Source organism: Yoonia sp. R2-816 (assembly GCF_046762905.1).
In the GTDB taxonomy this organism is placed as follows: Bacteria; Pseudomonadota; Alphaproteobacteria; order Rhodobacterales; family Rhodobacteraceae; genus Yoonia.
This window is the reverse complement of sequence record NZ_JBKQXN010000311.1, coordinates 585,656-603,737: the sequence shown is the minus strand read 5'-3', so window position 1 is coordinate 603,737 and position 18,082 is coordinate 585,656. Positions and strand designations below refer to the sequence as shown.

At 55.7% G+C, this 18,082-nt stretch carries 21 protein-coding genes and 1 pseudogene; 7 read left to right on the top strand and 15 right to left on the bottom strand.

Features of this window, described 5'->3' with window-relative positions:
* Positions 1-3: 3 nt before the first annotated feature.
* From soxZ to ACFWW2_RS20820, 5 genes are all read right to left on the bottom strand, one after another.
* Positions 4-333, bottom strand: coding sequence for a thiosulfate oxidation carrier complex protein SoxZ (soxZ, locus tag ACFWW2_RS20840; RefSeq protein ID WP_393931388.1), 330 nt, complete (start codon positions 331-333; stop codon positions 4-6).
* Positions 334-347: 14 nt separating this feature from the next.
* Positions 348-764 carry a thiosulfate oxidation carrier protein SoxY gene (gene soxY / locus ACFWW2_RS20835; protein WP_393931386.1) on the bottom strand — a complete coding sequence of 139 codons (417 nt, stop codon included), beginning with the start codon at positions 762-764 and terminating at the stop codon, positions 348-350.
* Positions 765-794: 30 nt separating this feature from the next.
* Entirely contained in the window at positions 795-1,268 is a 474-nt protein-coding gene (soxX, locus tag ACFWW2_RS20830) for a sulfur oxidation c-type cytochrome SoxX (protein WP_393931384.1), read from the bottom strand.
* Between the two features lie 107 nt (positions 1,269-1,375).
* Entirely contained in the window at positions 1,376-1,945 is a 570-nt protein-coding gene (locus tag ACFWW2_RS20825; protein WP_393931382.1) for a thioredoxin family protein, read from the bottom strand.
* 11 nt (positions 1,946-1,956) lie between these two features.
* Positions 1,957-2,694 carry a cytochrome c biogenesis CcdA family protein gene (locus ACFWW2_RS20820; protein WP_393931380.1) on the bottom strand — a complete coding sequence of 246 codons (738 nt, stop codon included), beginning with the start codon at positions 2,692-2,694 and terminating at the stop codon, positions 1,957-1,959.
* A 47-nt stretch (positions 2,695-2,741) separates the two neighbouring features.
* On the opposite strand from ACFWW2_RS20820, the gene ACFWW2_RS20815 reads away from it, so the two are divergent.
* The 3 genes from ACFWW2_RS20815 (at position 2,742) to ACFWW2_RS20805 (ending at position 4,714) form a co-directional block, all read left to right on the top strand.
* A complete protein-coding gene (locus tag ACFWW2_RS20815; protein ID WP_393931378.1) occupies positions 2,742-3,146 on the top strand; it encodes a hypothetical protein in 405 nt (134 codons plus the stop codon).
* Between the two features lie 122 nt (positions 3,147-3,268).
* Positions 3,269-3,604, top strand: coding sequence for an ArsR/SmtB family transcription factor (locus ACFWW2_RS20810; protein WP_393931376.1), 336 nt, complete (start codon positions 3,269-3,271; stop codon positions 3,602-3,604).
* A 54-nt stretch (positions 3,605-3,658) separates the two neighbouring features.
* Positions 3,659-4,714: a YeeE/YedE family protein gene (locus tag ACFWW2_RS20805; protein WP_393931374.1), complete on the top strand. Its 1,056-nt coding sequence runs from the start codon at positions 3,659-3,661 to the stop codon at positions 4,712-4,714.
* A gap of 182 nt (positions 4,715-4,896) precedes the next feature.
* On the opposite strand, the pseudogene ACFWW2_RS20800 reads toward ACFWW2_RS20805, so the two are convergent.
* The 7 genes and pseudogenes from ACFWW2_RS20800 to ACFWW2_RS20770 all read right to left on the bottom strand — a co-directional run.
* A pseudogene (locus tag ACFWW2_RS20800) lies at positions 4,897-5,289 on the bottom strand (integrase core domain-containing protein); the annotation flags it as partial.
* Positions 5,290-5,393: 104 nt separating this feature from the next.
* Complete coding sequence (locus tag ACFWW2_RS20795; RefSeq protein WP_393931372.1) at positions 5,394-6,518, bottom strand: ABC transporter permease; 1,125 nt, start codon at positions 6,516-6,518, stop codon at positions 5,394-5,396.
* 2 nt (positions 6,519-6,520) lie between these two features.
* Positions 6,521-9,253 (bottom strand): ribosome-associated ATPase/putative transporter RbbA, encoded by a 2,733-nt coding sequence (gene rbbA / locus ACFWW2_RS20790; RefSeq protein WP_393931370.1) that lies wholly within the window; start codon positions 9,251-9,253, stop codon positions 6,521-6,523.
* A complete protein-coding gene (locus tag ACFWW2_RS20785) occupies positions 9,243-10,205 on the bottom strand; it encodes an HlyD family secretion protein (protein WP_393931368.1) in 963 nt (320 codons plus the stop codon). The genes rbbA and ACFWW2_RS20785 overlap by 11 nt, the downstream gene beginning before the upstream one ends.
* A gap of 672 nt (positions 10,206-10,877) precedes the next feature.
* A complete protein-coding gene (locus tag ACFWW2_RS20780) occupies positions 10,878-11,168 on the bottom strand; it encodes a transglutaminase domain-containing protein (RefSeq protein WP_393931366.1) in 291 nt (96 codons plus the stop codon).
* Between the two features lie 254 nt (positions 11,169-11,422).
* A complete protein-coding gene (locus tag ACFWW2_RS20775) occupies positions 11,423-11,884 on the bottom strand; it encodes a carbonic anhydrase (protein WP_393931364.1) in 462 nt (153 codons plus the stop codon).
* A gap of 60 nt (positions 11,885-11,944) precedes the next feature.
* Complete coding sequence (locus tag ACFWW2_RS20770; RefSeq protein WP_393931362.1) at positions 11,945-12,808, bottom strand: MBL fold metallo-hydrolase; 864 nt, start codon at positions 12,806-12,808, stop codon at positions 11,945-11,947.
* Between the two features lie 148 nt (positions 12,809-12,956).
* Here ACFWW2_RS20770 and ACFWW2_RS20765 point away from each other — a divergent pair, with 148 nt between their 5' ends.
* Genes ACFWW2_RS20765 through ACFWW2_RS20755 form a run of 3 tightly spaced genes read left to right on the top strand, consistent with a single transcriptional unit; the run spans position 12,957 to position 15,591 of the window.
* Positions 12,957-13,280: an ArsR/SmtB family transcription factor gene (locus ACFWW2_RS20765; RefSeq protein ID WP_393931360.1), complete on the top strand. Its 324-nt coding sequence runs from the start codon at positions 12,957-12,959 to the stop codon at positions 13,278-13,280.
* A complete protein-coding gene (locus ACFWW2_RS20760; RefSeq protein WP_393931358.1) occupies positions 13,277-13,834 on the top strand; it encodes a rhodanese-like domain-containing protein in 558 nt (185 codons plus the stop codon). The genes ACFWW2_RS20765 and ACFWW2_RS20760 overlap by 4 nt, the downstream gene beginning before the upstream one ends.
* A gap of 11 nt (positions 13,835-13,845) precedes the next feature.
* Complete coding sequence (locus tag ACFWW2_RS20755) at positions 13,846-15,591, top strand: SulP family inorganic anion transporter (protein ID WP_393931356.1); 1,746 nt, start codon at positions 13,846-13,848, stop codon at positions 15,589-15,591.
* Between the two features lie 21 nt (positions 15,592-15,612).
* Here the strand turns inward: ACFWW2_RS20755 and ACFWW2_RS20750 are convergent, their stop codons facing one another.
* Genes ACFWW2_RS20750 through ACFWW2_RS20740 form a run of 3 tightly spaced genes read right to left on the bottom strand, consistent with a single transcriptional unit; the run spans position 15,613 to position 17,124 of the window.
* Positions 15,613-15,858: a hypothetical protein gene (locus ACFWW2_RS20750; protein WP_393931354.1), complete on the bottom strand. Its 246-nt coding sequence runs from the start codon at positions 15,856-15,858 to the stop codon at positions 15,613-15,615.
* Positions 15,855-16,097, bottom strand: a complete 243-nt coding sequence (locus tag ACFWW2_RS20745; protein WP_393931352.1) for a thioredoxin family protein — start codon at positions 16,095-16,097, stop codon at positions 15,855-15,857. The genes ACFWW2_RS20750 and ACFWW2_RS20745 overlap by 4 nt, the downstream gene beginning before the upstream one ends.
* A gap of 16 nt (positions 16,098-16,113) precedes the next feature.
* On the bottom strand, positions 16,114-17,124 hold the full coding sequence (locus ACFWW2_RS20740) for a permease (RefSeq protein WP_393931350.1): 1,011 nt from the start codon (positions 17,122-17,124) through the stop codon (positions 16,114-16,116).
* 235 nt (positions 17,125-17,359) lie between these two features.
* On the opposite strand from ACFWW2_RS20740, the gene ACFWW2_RS20735 reads away from it, so the two are divergent.
* Positions 17,360-17,857 carry an EF-hand domain-containing protein gene (locus tag ACFWW2_RS20735; RefSeq protein WP_393931348.1) on the top strand — a complete coding sequence of 166 codons (498 nt, stop codon included), beginning with the start codon at positions 17,360-17,362 and terminating at the stop codon, positions 17,855-17,857.
* The last annotated feature ends 225 nt before the right edge of the window (positions 17,858-18,082 follow it).

The following is an 18,082-nucleotide window of genomic DNA, read 5'->3' as shown; positions in this document are numbered from 1 at the left end:
TCGTTATCCGACTGTGATCTCTTTGCTGTCTGTGTAGACGTCGCCATCGTCGTCGTACCAGGTGAATTCAAACGTCCCTGTTTCCGGCACAACGGCCTGAAATTCAAAGTAGGGGTTTGTTGAAATCGCAGGCTCCAGCGTGACGTCAATCACGGTCTCGCCATTGAACGTGCAGGTGAAACGATTAATGATCGAACGCGGAATGACGTTGCCGTCCCCATCCTTGCGCTGGCCCGATTCCATCGGGTGACTGATCAGTGTCTTGATCGTGATTTCTTCTCCAGCGGTTGCATCACGGGGGACACGAACGCGGGGTTTTACATTCTCTGCCATTGTCTTTTCCTCGCTTAGCCGCCGCAGCCGCCGATTGTGACTTTCACTTCCTGACTGGCCTGTACAAAGCTACCATCAGGCATACGGGCAATGGCGATGACATCCTGTGTGCCAGCCAGCCGAATACGTGTCGCAGCGGATTGCGATGCGGCCAGCGCACCAAAGGTGAATGTCGCCACTGAAGGGGTCGGGTTACCGGCCGCAAAGACAATGATTGCCTCTGCGCCTGGGGCGTCGACCTCGATCGGCACGGTGTTCCCGTTCTCGGCGATTTCTGGGGCGATCAGCGTGATGCCATCACTGCCAATATCGGCACCACCGGTGAAAGCTGCGATCTCATCTTCGACGGCCGCAAAGGCCCGCACCGGCATGAGGGCTGCAACCGCTGACCCGACCGCCATCATAAGCGTGTGTCTGCGTGTAAGTTTCATGGTATCTCCTGTATATCTGTTGATGACAGATCAGTCTTTGAGTGTTTGAAGATATGCGACGACATCTTCGATTTCCTGGGCGGTCAGCAAAGGTGCAAGCTCGCCCTTGGCAGCTTCACCTGTGAAAGCATCGCCTGGACGTATGAACCCACTGGTCCGGTAGAAGGCAGGCATGATCGTTCCCTCAAAAGTCATCTTTGCATTTGCAACGATGCCGCGTAGTTCGGCAGCGCTACGATACTCACCAATACCATCAAGCGATGGGCCAACCTCTCCGTGGAACGGATATTCATCCAATGCAGTCACCTGATGGCAGGCAATACAATTGCCTTTGCCGCGGGCCACCATGATTTCCTGTCCGGCAACAGGATCGCCGTCTTGACCGGACAAGGACATTTCGACCTCGCCATACTCACTGTAAGCCACATCATCAGGCGTTACGCCTTCGGCAAATCCTACTGTCGCTATTGCTATCGCGACGCCTGCGCCAACTAAACGCTTCATGGTCCCTCCCCGGATCACAAATCCCTCTTGTGTACCGTAGACCACGAACCATGAGAGTCGCAACATCAAAATCAACTATTTGAATGTTTGCAACTAATACGTTGTTCTCATTCCGTTATTCCCTGCTCCTGAATGATCCGCGCATGGTACTTTTGAAAGGCTTCATCGCCCAGATAGCGCTCTTCATTTATCCAGTTGAGCAAGTTCAAAGTTGTCCATCGCCCGAAGGCACCCGGCATGACGGCAACGGCAGCGTCTGTAGCGGTCTGATCTGGGCCAACGTCTTGCGGAAAGAACATCATTGTTGGCGTGAAAAGTGCATTCCAACGCCGCACCATATCTTTCTCGGACAAGGTCGTACCGTCAAAATCCGTCACTTCCACATCACCAAACATGTTGATCTGCACGACAAAGAAATTGTCATTCAGGGCGGCCGCAACCTCGGGTACGGGGAACACCTCTTCATGCATCTTGGTGCAATAAATACAGCCCCGCTGTTCGATGATCACCATCAACCGTTTACCCTCGGCGTTCGCTTCCTCTAGGTCTTCCCGGAGATCCTTGAACGTTTCGCGCATCCAGTCTGTCTTATGCAGGCCATCATCACCCAATGTGGCGGCAAGCACGGGCAACGCAAAGATGATCGCAACTGCACCCAGTATTGAACGAAAGTACATAATCGGTCCTCCTATCCCAGGTTTGTAAAGGCAGGCATGACCTCGATCATCCACTGCGCAATATAATTCACCGAATTGGTCGCAATCAGTACGGCAAAGATGATGAGCATGCCGCCCATCACCCGCTCGACATAGGCAAGGTAACGGCGATTGCGTCGCAGCCAGCCCATAAACGGACGGGCGAATAGGGCTGCAAGGACAAAGGGCGTTGTCATAGCCAGCCCATAGACCAGCAAAAGTAAACCGCCGCGCCAGATGTCACCCATCCCGCTGGCGACCATCAGGATCGCAGCCAATGCAGGGCCGACGCAGGGCGTCCAGCCAAAGCCAAATGCCAGCCCCATCAGATAGGCACCAATAATGGTCGTCGGGGCGATCGTGCTTTCAATCTTTACTTCGCGGTATAACAACGGCACCCGGATCACGCCCAGAAAATGCAAGCCAAACAGCAGCAGGATCCCAGCGGCCACGTATCGCAGCGTATCGCGCCACATACCGAAGGCCTGACCAATCGCCGTAGCCCCCATTCCCAACAGAACAAAGATTGTCGTCACACCAAATGCAAAGAACACCGCCGATATGATCAGGCGTCTTTGTACGCCGGTGCTGATCTCAGTGTCCGCGCGCAGCTCGGTCATCGACAGACCGGCCATGTAGCACAGATAGAACGGCACCATTGGAAGCACGCAAGGCGTGAAGAATGACAACAAGCCCGCAAGAGCCGCGCCAAGATAGCTGACTTCCAGCATGAATCCCCGCCCTTGATCATAAGATACATTCACATTAAGATTATTGAATGTTTAGACCATTGACCACTGTTTTTCTTTACAGGTTCCTCGCCGCTCTCACGGCCATGATCCTTTCGGTGACATCACTGTCGGCGGAAACGCGGTTGTTGATGGCAGAAGAACCCGGTTGCATATGGTGCGCACGCTGGCACGCCGAGATTGGGCCGATCTACTCGAAAACCGGTGAAGGTGCTGCTGCACCCTTGCGGCGGGTGAACCTGCGAGACCCCCTACCGGCAGATATCGCGCTGACACGTGGCGTGAATTTCACACCCACATTCATTCTTTTAGTCAATGGGGCTGAGAAAGGCCGGATGGAAGGATATCCTGGCGAGGATTTCTTCTGGGGGCTCTTGGGGCAAATGCTTGATCAAGAAGGGATCAGCTTTGCACTAAAAGGTGACAACCAATAGGAAATGTGAGTTTTGAAGCACCAATACCGACAAACAGGGGTGGTCATTTGGAGAATTGATGCCACATACCACAACCAAGCGCGAATAGGTTAAATCGTATACAGGCAAGGCAGTACAGGCAGATGACAATCCCGGTTTTTGACGACAGCATCGATGATGACCGCTTGGACGAGATGATGGAAAACGCAACCATTGCGACCAACTATCTCAAGGCAATCAGTCACGAAGGCCGGTTGATGATCCTATGCCATCTGGCCACTGGCGAAAAATCGGTCACAGAGTTGGAAACGCTTCTATCGGCACGTCAGGCAGCGGTGTCCCAACAGCTTGGGAGATTGCGCCTTGAAGGATTGGTGCGTCCCCGTCGCGAGGGAAAGACGATCTACTACAGCTTGACGGATGACAAATCTCGCAGGATCATCGGTCTGGTCTACGAGTTGTTCTGCAAAACGGACTAGGTCTAGCCACCTCCCGTTCAAGTCGTTGGACCACATACGGGGAGGAACCACCCAATGCTCGACGCATGGGGCGATGCGAATGTAGCGGCAGCCATCGGGCTGTTTGGCGGCGTTTTACTGGGGCTTGCAGCACGGCTTGGTCGGTTTTGTACGCTTGGGGCCATCGAAGATTACCTGTATGGCAGCAACGACAAACGGCTTCGGATGTGGGTTCTGGCCATTGGCTCCAGCATTGTTGGCAGCTTCGGCCTTATGGCGATTGGTCTGTTTGACCCCGGCAAATCATTTTATCTCTCACAACAATGGTCGCCAGTTGCCAGTATCGTGGGGGGTGGTCTGTTCGGCTATGGGATGGCCATGGCAGGCAATTGTGGTTTTGGTGCGCTCGCACGACTTGGCGGGGGCGATTTGCGGTCCTTCGTCATCGTACTCGTCATGGGGATCAGCGCCTATATCACACTTTCCGGACCATTGGCATGGATCCGCGTCGTCATATTCCCACCAACACAGCCAGCATCCATCCCAAGCGGAATCGCGCATACGATCGGTGAAATCAGCAGCCTTCCGGTCGCCGTTACAGGTATTGTCATCGGGTGTTTGCTGATCGGACTTGCCCTGAATACCACCTCGTTGCGGCGTGATCGATCAGCCGTGTTCTGGGCAGTTGTGGTCGGTGTGGCGGTTACAAGCGCTTGGGCGGGCATGCAGTATGTAAACGCAAATGGCTTCGACGATCTCCAGATCGTTGGGCATACATTCTCGGCACCAATCGGTGAAACAATTCTCTACGGCATGACGGCATCCGGACAAACACTCTCATTCGGCATTGGGTCCGTTGCTGGCGTCTGGATCGGCGCATTACTTGGCAGCATGATCAAGGGCCATTTCCGCTGGGAGGCCTGCGAAGACCCACGAGAGTTACGACGCCAGATCATCGGTGCTGGCATCATGGGAGTTGGTGCGGTTATCGCCATCGGATGTAGTATCGGGCAAGGTCTATCTGCATTCTCGCTGCTGGCCTTCAGTGCGCCCGTCACATTTGCTGCGATCTTTGCAGGAGCTGCTTTTGGATTACGCCAACTCATTGTTGGCTTTACAGCTACTGAATAGACTCAGCACTGTAGGCGGTTTGGGGTGGGCGAGTACTAACGCGCAAACGATGATGCAAACAAAGAGTGCTGCTTAGGAACTGAGGTCGTCTGGGTTTTTTGCTCCAACTGTCAGTCGTCAGAGATATCGGGTCAGTTGGCGGCCTGATATAAGAGAGGGTCTGGCGCATCTGGTTTGTCTGATTATGCGGCGGATTTGCGGTGAAGCAAGCGCCGGTTTTTGATGGTCTGTCGTTTGATCCTTCCTCGTTGTTTCAGAATGGTCTCCCCGCGCCCGAAATAGATATCGGCAGGCGTGCGGTTCTGCAGGCTCTCGTGGTAGCGTCGGTGATTGTAGTGATCGACGAAGGCATCGATCTGCTGACTGAGATCGCCTGTTAGTTAGTGGTTCTCCAGCAGGATGCGGTTCTTGGGCGTCTGATGCCAGCGCTTGATCTTGCCTTGGGTCTGCGGGTGATACGGGGCACCGCGGACATGATCCATTTTCTGATCTTCCATCCAATCGGTCAGTTCACCAGATGTGTAACTGGAGAAGTTTTCACTGAGCAGCCGCGGCTTGCGCAGAACCGTCGCCTGAGCCAGTTGCTCTACATGGTCCGCGTTTGCTTGACGAAATGAAGGGTTAATTGTTTGCCGTGCCCCTTCGCAATGGTTTCAGCGCAACAAGGTCTTCATCGCAGTTATGCCTGAAGCGTGAGCATTCTTCGAAACCGCAAAAGCGCAATCGCCAGAAACCCGGCTCCAAGCAACGAAACGACTGCAAGTTGCGGTAGGACCGCAACCAAACCTGCATCGCGGAATAGCACAGCTTGGGCGAATATGACGAAATGAACCGTGGGCGACGCATGTGGAATCAAAAACAGGGGTTCCGGCAGACTGTCGAGCGGAGAGGTCGATCCGGACAGCATTCTCAGAAACAGAAATACCGGTACAACCAGCAGACCGAATTGTGGCATGGTCCTTGCGACTGTTGACAGCATGATGCCAAGCGATGTGATCGAAAAAATATATAGTGCGGCGCCAAACAGAAAGAGCGGAACAGATCCAAGAACAGGCACTTGCAGCACCAGCCGCACTGTGAACGCCACGGCGACTGCCGTGGCCAGCAGCACGATCAACCCATTGGCAAGAACCTTTGCGGCTGCGATTTCGCTGGCACGCAGCGGCATCACCAGCAGATGCTCAATCGTGCCATGCTCGCGTTCGCGAATGACTGCTGCGCCGACCAGAAGCAGGGCAAAAAGCGTGATCTGCTCGATCAGTGCCTCTATCGCCTGAAACCAGATCGCGTCGAGGTTTGGATTGAACATCGCCCGCGTCACCGGCACCGCAGGGATACGGGTCATGATATCGTCCATCTGCAGATAGCGCATGGTTTCCGAGATCAGGATCTCTTCGATATAGGCACTGCCGACACCGGCTTGCGTCATCGCGGTGGCGTCGATGTTGAGTTGCAGCGCTGGTTGCAGGCCACGCAGGATGTCCGCTTCGAAGCTTGGCGGAATGTCGATGACAAAAGCATGGCTGCCTGCATCCATGACGGCATCAACCCGGGACCGGTCGATCCTGTCGGCGGGTTTGAACTGCGGCGGTAGCAGGGCATCGCGCAACCGACGTGATAGGGCGCTGTCGTCGGCGTCCACGATGGCAACACCGGCATTTGTCACCTCGGTATCGACGCCGACTGCGTCATTATAGATCAGAAATGTGAAGGCGATGATCAGAAAGCCAAACAGGATCCGGTCACTTAGAAAGCTGGAAACCTCCTTGCGTGTCAGAACCCAGACATTCCGCATCCACAACATGGCTAGGCCTCCTGTTTGCGCAAGGACAGGCGGGCCAGCACAAGATAGATGACGCCCAAGATAATGAGGCCAAGATAATCCGTGACCATGTCGGACATGCCGCGCGCCTTGGCAAAACTGCCCACACTGATGTTCTGAAAATAAATCGCGGGAAAGACGTGCCCCACCACCGCCTCACCGCCCTCAAGAGCAGCGGCGGGCGACAGAAAGCCTGAGAAGCTGAGCACCGGAACCTGCGTCAGTATCGCTGTCGCGATCAGTGCAGCAACTTGTGTGCGAGTGAAGCTGGATACCAGAATTCCGAACGCGGTTGTCGCAAAGACATAAAGCAGGCCCGCCAATAGCAGTCCGAAGGTGGAGCCTTTGATCGTCAGGCCGAAATGAAAAACGGCCAACAGAACCAGTGTCAGAAAGCTCACAAAGCTCAGGATCACATATGGGATCTGCTTGCCCAGCAAGAACTCTTCTACCCAGGCGGGCGATGTGTAGAGATTGCTGATGGAACCCATCTCACGCTCACGGACAATTCCAATGGCCGCGATCATGGCCGGGATCATCGCCATGATGATCATCAGCGTACCGGGCATAAGCGCAAAAACCGACTTGAAATCCTGATTGTAGCGAAATCGCGGCTCAATCCGGATGGGCAAGTCTGCTGGTGTCGCCATCGGGACCTCCCGCTGTTGCGCCTGATAATACTGCAACAAGACACCCTGAACGTAGCCCTGTGCCGTTTCGGCCCGAAACGGCAGACTGCCATCGACAAACAGTCCTACCTCCGGCTGTCGCCCGGCAAGTGCATCATGTCCGAAACCGGGTGGAAAGCTGATCAGCATATTCAGCTCACCCGACTGCATGCGCCGTTCCGCCTCGCGATCACTATGCGCCGGGGGCCGCAGCGCGAAATAGGGCGAGGCCGCAAAGGCGTCAATCAACTGCCGGGTATCTGCGCTTTGGTCGCGGTCGAGTACGGCAAAGCGCACATTTTCGACATCGAAAGAGATCCCGTAACCGAAGGTGAGCGCAAGGATGATTGGCCCGATAAGCGCAAAGGACAACCGAATACGGTCGCGCAGCAATTCATAGCTTTCCCGTACCGCAAAGGCCCAGATGCGTGATGGCCGCGGCAAGATACCGACTGTGTCCGGAGCCATTTCCGATTGCGCGGTTAGCGTCTGGGACTGCTGCGATCTGGCCGCGTCAGAGACGCCTCCCTCCGCTGTTTGGATGTAGGCCACAAATGCATCGTCAAGGTTTTCGGCATTCTTTGCGCGGATCAGTTCTTCTGGCTCTCCGACAGCAAGAACCTTGCCCGCATGCATCAGCGAAATCCGGTCGCAATGCAGCGCCTCGCCCATGAAATGCGTCGATACGAAGATGGTGACGCCGTCGTCCCGAGACATCCGCCCGAGTGTGGCCCAGAACCGGTCGCGCGCCGCCGGGTCCACACCAGAGGTCGGCTCATCGAGGATCAGCACTTGTGGCTTGTGTAGGCAGGCGGCGGCCAATTGCAGCCGCTGCCGCTGGCCCAGCGGCAATTGCTCCGGCATCGCGTCTGCCACCGTATCCAGACCGAATTCATCGAGTGCCTGAAGGACGCTATCTGCGCGCACCTCGCTTGGAATACAATAGAGCCGCGCATGCAGGTCCAGATTAGCGCGGACGGACAGCTCGCGATAAAGCGAAAAGGATTGCGACATGTAGCCGACATCAAACCGTACGCCCAAGTCATGACCTTCAACAGGCTCGCCCAGCAACCAGGCGTGGCCGGCTGTGGCTGGCAACAGCCCGGTCAGCATCTTCATCGTCGTGGTCTTGCCGCAACCATTGGAGCCGAGAAAACCAAAGATTTCACCTTTCTCGATCCGGAAACTGACATCGTCAACGGCGGTGAAGTCCCCGAACCGGCGCGTGAGCCCTTCGGCGCGGATCACAGGCGGCCCGTCTGCCACTTGCAGTGGCGGAATGGCCAAGGACTGTCGGCTTGCGTCAGGCTGATGCAGCCGCGCGAATGCCGCCTCCAGATCAGGTGCGCCGGTCCGTGCCAGCACCTCGTCCACGCTGCCGTCCTCAAGCACGCGACCGCCATCCAAAACAATGACTCGATCAAATCCTGCTGCTTCCTGCATGTAGGCGGTGGCAACGATCAGGGTCATCTGCGGCTGCTCGTCCCGGATCGCGTCGATCAGCGCCCAGAACTGACGGCGCGACAATGGATCGATCCCGGTCGTCGGCTCGTCGAGGATCAGCAGCTCTGGATCATGCAGCAAAGCACAACAAAGTGACAGCTTTTGCTTCATGCCTCCCGACAACTGGCCAGCTGGTCGGTCGCGGAATGCCGCCAGACCGACAGCGTTCAACAGGCGTTCAATGCGCTGTCGCAGCGGCACCCGCCTTACGCCGAAAAGCCTGCCGATGAAATCGAGGTTTTCGACCACCGACAGGGACGGATAAAGGTTCCGGCCCAACCCTTGCGGCATGAAGGCCAGCCGATGCGAAATCCTGTCGCGATGCGTCTGCGACCGCATGTCGCCGCCAAACGCCGAGATTTTACCATCCTGCAATTTGCGCATGCCGGACAGCAATCCCAAAAGCGTCGATTTTCCGACCCCATCAGGGCCGATGATTGCTGTTGTCGTGCCGGGCTGAAACGAAAGCGACACATCGGCCAGTGCCTGAACTTGCCGGTAGCGGTGGCCCACCTCCTTGCAAAGCAATGTCGCCTCACGGCCCATCTGGCAGCCTGATTTGCAGATTTTCGGGCCACGGTACGCTGGGATCGAGTCTCAGATGCGCATCACCGGTGTAGCCCGCCCTGACATAGGCACGGTATCGGTCCAGCAGTTCGGACGATATCTGTAGTTTCACACGATACATGAGCTTTTCACGCTCACTAGCCGTCTGGACTGCCTTGGGCGTGAACTGCGCTTCTGAGGAAACAAATGATACGTTTGCGGGCAAAACGAAACCGGGAGCCGCATCCAGAGTGATCCTTGCCTCGTCACCAACAGCGATCACACCCGCTTCGCTCGTAGGAAGGAAGACAGTCATATAGACGTCGGAAATATCAAGCAGTGTTGCTACCCGTGCGCCCGGCCCGACCACCGTTCCCGGTTGGACCAGACGGTATTCCACGCGTCCATCGACAGGCGCATGCAACGTCATCTCTGCTACACGTATCTTCAGGCGCTGCACGTAAGCCTCCGCCTGTTGCGTCATTGCTTCCGCAGTCGCCACAGCAGCATGTGCACCCAGCAGATTGGCTTCTGCGATAGCGTGTTGTGCTGTCCGCCGTTCGAGGTCAGCTGTCGACGCTACCCGCCGCTGCTGCAGATCCGCGGCACGCGCAAGCTCCAGCTCTGACAGATCATGTTCGGCCTCGCGAAGCGCGACCTCGGCTTTGGCCCGGGCGATCCCTTGAAGTGCACTGCGTACCTCAGCCTCGGCAGCGGCCAATTCTGCCATCGGTCCAGACGTTTTGAGCACCGCAACAATATCGCCTGCAATAACGGTATCACCCTCGCGCACCCGAATTTCGGCGATCTGACCGCCGTATTCCGTGGCAACATCAACGCGCTCCACCTCGATGCGCCCGTTCGCGGTGACAATGCCGTTGTCGGAACTGCGCCCACTAATTATGCCGTCCCACCCGAAGATCGCGGCAGCCCCAACGAGCAGGCCGAGCACCAACGCGCCGCGACTGAGCCATTTTTTTCCAGAACTACCTATCGAGGTCGAAGATGAAACTGTCATAGCCCATCACCTATCTCGGCGAGGTAGCGCGTGTTTTGATTTTGCTCAATTGATTGGGTTTCATCACCAGCTGCCGGGCGGAAATAACGAAGAACCAAGACGCATTCCAATGTATTGCTTACCGCAGTCCGAATGGCGCGGCCCAACCGATGGAAGGCTTTGTTACACGAATCAGTTGAAGGGATTCATGTTTTGAATCAAAGTGTTAGTTGGCTGCCACGAGCATCTGGAGCAGGTAGGATAGCGTTCCTTCGCTACACCGTTCTCAAACTGGTAGGATGCGGACTTTGCTGCCATTTGGTTGCCGTACATGAATGTCGGCTCAAGGGCACTTTGCAGACCCGCGAAGGTCTATTATCAGAACGGAAACAATGAGCTCGTATCGCCTGTGCTAAGCCAGATGATGGGTGCGAGTAGCGGTCCATTGTTTATGCGATGGAAGCAGACTGTCGCGCCGCGAAAGCCCTTGTCAAAGAAGCCTATCGAGCAGGTGATTCACTGATTTGGCAACCCGCCGAACAGATAGCGCGCGCTTGGCGTGGTAGCAGCAATGCAGGAGCGCTTCGGCCGGCAATATCTGAGGGGACTGTTCGCGCTTTTATAAAATTAGCAAACTCCTGGAATTTGCGACTGATGTATTGAATTGCCTCTCCAAAACCGCCATTGCTTCAGCCAACGGGAGAGGCCGCGAAAGAAACCCTTTTGGATATCCTTGGAGATCAGCGAGAAGTGGATGCGCGCCGGAATGCCGGCCGCCTTGCAGAGGGCGGGCAACAGCGTGGCCTTCGTGTTGCATTGCCAGTGTCTCAGCCGGACGGTGCCCGACGCTTTCACATAGTCACCGTCCTTTGGACAGCCGAACTGGATATCTTCGCGAAAAAGTAGAAATTCGTTCAAGTTTGCCGCGCACTGTGGTCTCGGAATGAGTTAAACGAGCAGCCAATTCTTTGATGGTCGGATGATCGTAGTCGGCAAGAATGTTCATAGATTCAGATGGCCTGATCCAGCTGCCGCTCGCTTTGATGCAAGTCAACGTTTCGCTTCAGCTGCGAGCCGCGATTTCTTTGTTGCAAAAACCAAGAGCGGTACCTTATCGGGCTTGGTAGCGTTCTTCTCCGATAGCCTACTAGTTTGAAACAACTTCACAGGTCTCATGCGTCAAGTCGTTCAACACTCCCGTCCAGATCCATCAACAACAGCTCTATCTGAAGGTCTGGCTCACGCGTCTTGATTTCGTCGGCCAGCGCTTCCATCCAGACCATGTGGATCGCAGTTTCCCCCTCGCGTTCATCTGCACAGTCCTGACCGACAAAGGCCTTGCAAGCACCGCAATCACGGTGGTCGATCACGATGATCTTGCGAATGCCGTGCAGATTACGGGCCAGTTTGACGTGTTGCCAGAAGGTTTCGGCCCAGGCGCTAGTTTCATCCGCCATGACGCCAATGGCACCACCAGCCAGCACGATCTGGTCGTATTTGCCCCGCAAGCCACGCGCCGCGAGGTAGTCCGCAACCGGGGTGATCAGACGATAGTCCATGCAATTGAGCACCAAAGCCTCGGTCTGATGTGACGAGTCCGGTGCGTTTTGCGGCTTTTCCATTGCCATATCCATGGCTTTGCTCCTGTCGAATGTGTGGCGGGGCGGTCTGTCGCCGCCCCGCGCCTTGCACAATCAAAGCTGGTTGATCGGCACTTTGAGGTAGGACACGCCGTTGTCTTCTGCCGGTGGCATCTCTCCGGCGCGGATGTTCACCTGCACGGATGGCAGAATAAGCGTCGGCATCGACAGTGTCGCATCACGCGCTTCGCGCATTGCGACAAACTCATCCTCAGTCTGGCCCGCGCCGATATGGACATTCTTGGTCCGCTCTTCGCCGACAGTGGTTTCCCACTTGTATTCATCCCGACCGGGCGCCTTGTAGTCGTGGCACATGTAAAGTGTCGTCTCATCCGGCAGGGCGAGGATTTTCTGGATTGAACGGTACATCACACGCGCATCTCCACCGGGGAAATCGGCGCGTGCCGTGCCATAATCAGGCATGAAAAGCGTATCGCCCACAAAGGCCGCGTCACCGGCAACATAGGTCATGCAGGCGGGGGTGTGGCCAGGCGTATGCATCGACTTGATCGTCATGCCGCCAACGGTGAATTCCTCACCATCCTCAAACAGATGTTCAAACTGGCTGCCATCGGTCTGAAAGCCTTTCTCTACGTTAAAGACCTTGGCAAAAACGTCCTGCACGTCCTTGATATGCGCCCCAACCCCGGTGGTCCCGCCCAATTTTTCCTTCAGATAGGGGGCGGCGCTGAGATGGTCGGCATGGGCGTGGGTTTCCAAAATCCACTCCACCGTCAGATCGTTCTCTTTAACGTAGGCGATAATGTCGTCGGCTGACGCCGTGCTGGTACGGCCTGACTTTGGGTCAAAGTCGAGCACGGAATCAAGGATCGCACAGCTTTGGCTGTTTGGGTCTTTGACCACATAGGACACCGTATTGGTGGGTTCATCAAAGAATGCTTTTACTTCTGGGGTCATATCGCGACTCCTTTCTTGTTTCATTGTGAACGGTCTTTCCCCGCCCCTGATTGATCATTCTCAGTTTCAGGTCCCGTTTGCCGGGTAGGTTTGGGAAAGTACCGCCTTGCCCTTGACGAGATAGGAGTGCCTTCTTATCTGCGCAAGCATGAATATAAAAGAAATGCAAACGACCGCAGACGATATCTGCGAAATCATGACGCTACTGTCCAATCGCAGTCGCCTGATGATCCTTTGCCTGCTGAGCGAAAGTGAAAAGTCGGTGGGGCAACTCGCGGAAGCCATTGGTTCCCGTGATACGGCCGTATCCCAGCAGTTAGCCGTCTTGCGGCGCGAACGGATCGTGAAGGCCAGGCGTGAAGGGCAAACGATGTACTACCGCATTGTGCGTGACGACATCGGGAGAATGCTGGCGTTTTTGTATGACACTTACTGTGCTGATGGCGCAGAGACCGAGGAGACTGACCAATGACTCTGAAAAAAATTAACCCAAGAACCGCTCAAGAATGGATGCACGAAGGCAAGGCCGTTCTGATCGACGTGCGTGAACCGGATGAATACATCAAGGAACACGTCCCCGAAGCACATCTTGTTCCCCTGTCAGGTTTTAACCCTGAAGATTTCCCGCAAGAGCACGACAAGATTGCCGTCTTTCACTGTCACAGCGGTGGCCGGACCGAGGCGTCCGCCGCCCAGATCTTGAAAACCGGCTTTCGTGAAGCCTACCAACTGGAAGGCGGCATTCAGGCGTGGCGCGCCGCTGGTCTACCGGTGAATGAAAACGCAAAGGCGCCCATTAGCATTATGCGACAGGTCCAGATCACCGCAGGCAGCCTTGTCCTGCTGGGCATCGTGCTTGCCGTGCTGATCAACCCTTGGTTCGCAGCCATTAGTGCCTTTGTCGGCGCGGGCCTGACCCAGGCGGGGATCACAGGCAACTGCGCGATGGCGACCATACTCAAGCACATGCCTTGGAACCGCATCATTGCAAGCCAACAAGGCTTGCCCACTGCAGCCAGAGCATAAGGAGAAGACCGATGCAGACCGGGATGCTGAAAAGGTATCTGCCTATTCTGGAGTGGATGCCGGGGTATAACCGTCAAATGCTGGCCAGTGATGGCATGGCCGGTCTGATTGTGACGATCATGTTGGTGCCGCAGGGCATGGCCTATGCCCTGCTGGCCGGTCTGCCACCAGAGGTGGGCCTGTATGCCAGCATCGTCCCGCTGATTTTTTACGGGTTGCTGGGCAGCAGCCGCGCGCTGGCCGTGGGACCAGTGGCCATCGTATCGCTGATGGTCGCCACAACCTTGGGCACCCTGGCCGAAGCCGGGTCTGTAGGCTACGTCGCCGGGGCTGTGCTTTTGGCGTTCCTCAGCGGGGCGATCCTGCTGGGGATGGGGTTGGCGCGGTTGGGTTTCCTCGTGAACTTTCTCAGCCATCCGGTCATTTCCGGATTTTCCAGTGCTGCGGCACTGGTCATCGGGTTTTCGCAGCTCAAGCACCTCTTGGGTTTTGATATCCCACGCAGTCACCTGATTACTGAAACAATCGGGCATGCGATCACCCATATCGGCCAAATTAATCTTGCCACCTTCGGCATTGCAGCCGTATCGCTGACGATCTTGCTGGTCTGGAAAGGCCGCATGACTGGGTGGATGAAAGGTGCAGGCGTCAACGAGTCGGTGACTGATGCCGTATCCAAATCAGGCCCGTTGGTAGCCGTACTGGTCACAACCTTGGCGGTCTGGTTCTTTGGCCTGAATCAAAGCGCAAGCGTCAGTATCGTCGCCGATATCCCCGCAGGTCTGCCGCCCTTCGCGATGCCCGCATTCGACCTTTCATTGATGAAGCAAATGCTGCCAGCGGCGCTGCTGATCTCACTCGTTGGCTTTCTGGAAAGCGTCTCGGTCGCGAAATCACTAGCCAGTAAACGTCGTCAAAAAATCGACGCCAATCAGGAACTGGTGGCGCTTGGTGCGGCCAATATCGGGGCATCATTCACCGGGGGCTATCCTGTCACCGGTGGCTTCAGCCGATCCTTGGTGAACTTTACAGCAGGCGCTGTCACGCCATTGGCCTCTATCATCACTGCAGTGTTGGTCGGGATCACCGTTCTGTTGCTAACCCCCCTGCTCTACTTCCTGCCGAAAGCGACGCTGGCCGCAGTTATCGTGGTGGCCGTAGCCAACCTAATTGATTTCAAGATCGTGCGCGAGACCTGGGCCTATAACAAAACCGACGCTTTGTCGCTGATCGTGACCTTCGTGGCGGTGCTGACCATCGGTATTGAAATGGGTATCGTCATCGGTGCCGGTCTGTCCATCGCGCTGTATCTTTATCGGACCAGCCGCCCCCACATCGCTGTGGTCGGACGGGTCGGCGAGACCGAGCACTTCCGCAACGTGCTGCGCCACAAGGTGCACACCGATGAAGACATCCTGATCGTGCGGGTCGACGAAAGCCTCTATTTTGCCAATACGGCCTACCTTGAGGATGAGTTGCTGGCCCGTGTCGCGGATCAACCGCAGATCAACCACTTGGTGCTGATCATGTCTGCAGTCAACTTCATCGATGCCAGTGCATTAGAGACGCTGGAGACACTGATTGAGCGGCTGCACGACTCCGGTGTCACACTGCACATGGCCGAAGTGAAAGGGCCGGTTATGGACAAGCTACAGCGCGTTGATTTTGAAGACACCTTGGGTCAGGGCCACGTCTATCTTAGCACACATGAGGCGATTGCAGATCTGAAGGCCAGTCTTGGGGCAAAGGCCGCCTGAGCCTGGCCGCACAAATCACCATCAGCTCCGTGAGATCGCGTTTTCTAAGGCCAGTTTCGCCATGCACAGCTTGTAGCAATGGGCAAACTCTGGACATGCAAGGCAGTCATCCCATTCGGTGATATCCGTTTGGATGCTGCGGCCTGATCGCGCCAGCCCGGCGCTGTCTAGCTCAAACGAAAAGACCTTGCCTTGCATCTGGTCGTTGACAGAAAAATGCAGGCTGTCGTGAAACATTGTGCCGTAGCAGTGTTTGTGCTGCGTCATGCTGCAGCCTCCTTCACAAGCATTCCGATGTCAGCCACAGTCAAAACACGCCCGCTTGAAACAACCTTTTCGTTGATCACCAGACCGGGGGTCGACATGATCCCATAGCCCGCAATGGCGATGATATCGGTCACCTTTTCAATCTCGGCATCGACCCCTTCGGCCCGCGCTGCAGCGGTGGCATTCTCGGCCAAGGCCACGCATTTCTTGCAGCCGGACCCCAGTATCTTGATGTTCATTGCTTGCGTCCTTTCGTCAGACAAAGAGATGTGCAGTTGCGTTAAAGATGTAACCGATCAGAATGATCCCGACGGTGACGATCCCGATGAAGACCACCAGCAGCGGTAGCTTGACCACCCGCTTGAGCATGATCATCGACGGCAACGACAGCGCGGTCACAGCCATCATAAACGTTAACGCAGTCCCCAGACCAACACCTCTTTGAACCAAGGCCTCAGCAATCGGTAGCGTCCCAAAAATGTCCGCATACATCGGAACGCCCGCGATTGTCGCGACCAGAACGGACCACCATTTGTCCTGTCCCAACAGCGCCGAGATAAACCCTTCGGGGATCCAGTTGTGGATTGCCGCGCCAATCCCGACACCGATCAGAACATATAGCCACACCCGCCCTGCAATCTCGGCGACCTGTTCGCTGGCATAGGTCAGCCTTTCGCGTCGGCTGATCGCACCGTCATTGTCATGGTCACTGACCGGGCTCTGGTAAACGAAGTCTTCGACCTGATCCTCCAGCCTCAGCCGTCCGATCAAGGTTCCACCCAAGACAGCCAAGACCAGCCCGATGACCACGTATGCCAAGGCGATAGACCAGTTAAAGATGCTGGCCAGCAGGATAACCGACGCCAGATCGACCAGCGGCGATGAAATCAGGAATGAAAAGGTGACTGCCAGCGGCAGGCCCGCGCTGGTGAACCCGATGAATAGCGGGATAGACGAACACGAACAAAAGGGCGTGATCGTCCCCAGCAGGGCGGCGACCGTATTGGCCCACAATCCCTGTCTTTCCCCCAAAATCCGGCGGGTGCGTTCGGGCGGGAAATAGCTTTGCACATAAGAGATACTGAAAATCAAAACGGACAGCAGGATGAATATCTTGATCACATCATAGATGAAGAAATGAACGCTGCCGCCGATCCGCCCAGCTGTATCCAGCCCAAAACCGTCCCGCACCAAAAGCGTCACCAGATCCGACAGCCACTGCATGCGCAGCAGTTGATCGTTAAGCCAGATGATTATCTCTTGCATGGGAAGATTCTGCGCCGGGGCATATTGCGATCGCATTGGGTCTACGTGGCCTAGCGCGCCTTAGCGTTGATATCGATCAATTCCAAATCCGATCGGTGGCTTAGGTGTCTTTTAGACTGGTCGTCTTGACGAACTGGTGCTGAATCAATCCGTAATCTCGTTCCGAGACAGTCAGCGCGTCAGAAGCGTTCGACCTTTAGAGCGCGCCATCGTTAGAATCTAGAAAGGACAAATAATGAACCGTTACCTTAGATTTTATAGCGCGTTAGCGGCAACTGCGGTGATGGCCGCATTGGCAAGCGCAACGCCTACTTTTGCAGATGATGATGACAATGACGACCAAATCCAGTTCATGCCGTTTGGCAACTTTGGTGGGATGAACGTGATGGCGCGCCCTGTTGATACAAATGCGGATGGTATCGTCAGCGCCTCGGAGGCTTCACATCATGCAGGAGCCGGGTTCGCCTTGTTTGACAGTGATGAAGACGGCCAGATTTCTGAGGATGAATATCTGGACAGCGCGCCAACAGCCATGCCGCGGGGCCGGAGCAATATTGAACGGCTTTATGTCAACCGCATCGCGCGCTTTAAGACGATGGACGCCGACGGCGACACGCATGTGACATTGGCAGAGTTTATGGCAACCGCGCAGGAAAACTTTGAAGCTGCTGACGCCAACAGCGATGGCAACGTCACCGTTTGGGAATTTCGAGCGCAGCAGAGGCCGTTCTAATAGCAGAGCGCCTGAGTTTTCACCAAAATTCGGTAACGACCAGACGGGCTTGCCATGTTGTCGGCTCTCGGAAAGCGCCTGCGTCAAAGCGCTGGCCAGATCAGCCATGTGATAGGGCTTTTGCAGCTTGGCGCACTTAATGTCAGGCCCAAGCGTTATCTCCGCCATTTTCTCAGCATAGCTTGCGAGGCGAACGGTAGGTTCCAAACCACCCTCAACCTCGAT

Excerpts from the sequence above, each read along its gene's own strand:
- soxZ (WP_393931388.1), bottom strand. The coding sequence starts at position 333 with ATGGCAGAGAATGTAAAACCCCGCGTTCGTGTCCCCCGTGATGCAACC.
- soxY (WP_393931386.1), bottom strand. The coding sequence starts at position 764 with ATGAAACTTACACGCAGACACACGCTTATGATGGCGGTCGGGTCAGCG.
- soxX (WP_393931384.1), bottom strand. The coding sequence starts at position 1,268 with ATGAAGCGTTTAGTTGGCGCAGGCGTCGCGATAGCAATAGCGACAGTA.
- ACFWW2_RS20825 (WP_393931382.1), bottom strand. The coding sequence starts at position 1,945 with ATGTACTTTCGTTCAATACTGGGTGCAGTTGCGATCATCTTTGCGTTG.
- ACFWW2_RS20820 (WP_393931380.1), bottom strand. The coding sequence starts at position 2,694 with ATGCTGGAAGTCAGCTATCTTGGCGCGGCTCTTGCGGGCTTGTTGTCA.
- ACFWW2_RS20815 (WP_393931378.1), top strand. The coding sequence starts at position 2,742 with ATGTTTAGACCATTGACCACTGTTTTTCTTTACAGGTTCCTCGCCGCT.
- ACFWW2_RS20810 (WP_393931376.1), top strand. The coding sequence starts at position 3,269 with ATGACAATCCCGGTTTTTGACGACAGCATCGATGATGACCGCTTGGAC.
- ACFWW2_RS20805 (WP_393931374.1), top strand. The coding sequence starts at position 3,659 with ATGCTCGACGCATGGGGCGATGCGAATGTAGCGGCAGCCATCGGGCTG.
- ACFWW2_RS20795 (WP_393931372.1), bottom strand. The coding sequence starts at position 6,518 with ATGTTGTGGATGCGGAATGTCTGGGTTCTGACACGCAAGGAGGTTTCC.
- rbbA (WP_393931370.1), bottom strand. The coding sequence starts at position 9,253 with ATGGGCCGTGAGGCGACATTGCTTTGCAAGGAGGTGGGCCACCGCTAC.
- ACFWW2_RS20775 (WP_393931364.1), bottom strand. The coding sequence starts at position 11,884 with ATGGATATGGCAATGGAAAAGCCGCAAAACGCACCGGACTCGTCACAT.
- ACFWW2_RS20770 (WP_393931362.1), bottom strand. The coding sequence starts at position 12,808 with ATGACCCCAGAAGTAAAAGCATTCTTTGATGAACCCACCAATACGGTG.
- ACFWW2_RS20765 (WP_393931360.1), top strand. The coding sequence starts at position 12,957 with ATGAATATAAAAGAAATGCAAACGACCGCAGACGATATCTGCGAAATC.
- ACFWW2_RS20760 (WP_393931358.1), top strand. The coding sequence starts at position 13,277 with ATGACTCTGAAAAAAATTAACCCAAGAACCGCTCAAGAATGGATGCAC.
- ACFWW2_RS20755 (WP_393931356.1), top strand. The coding sequence starts at position 13,846 with ATGCAGACCGGGATGCTGAAAAGGTATCTGCCTATTCTGGAGTGGATG.
- ACFWW2_RS20750 (WP_393931354.1), bottom strand. The coding sequence starts at position 15,858 with ATGACGCAGCACAAACACTGCTACGGCACAATGTTTCACGACAGCCTG.
- ACFWW2_RS20745 (WP_393931352.1), bottom strand. The coding sequence starts at position 16,097 with ATGAACATCAAGATACTGGGGTCCGGCTGCAAGAAATGCGTGGCCTTG.
- ACFWW2_RS20740 (WP_393931350.1), bottom strand. The coding sequence starts at position 17,124 with ATGCAAGAGATAATCATCTGGCTTAACGATCAACTGCTGCGCATGCAG.
- ACFWW2_RS20735 (WP_393931348.1), top strand. The coding sequence starts at position 17,360 with ATGAACCGTTACCTTAGATTTTATAGCGCGTTAGCGGCAACTGCGGTG.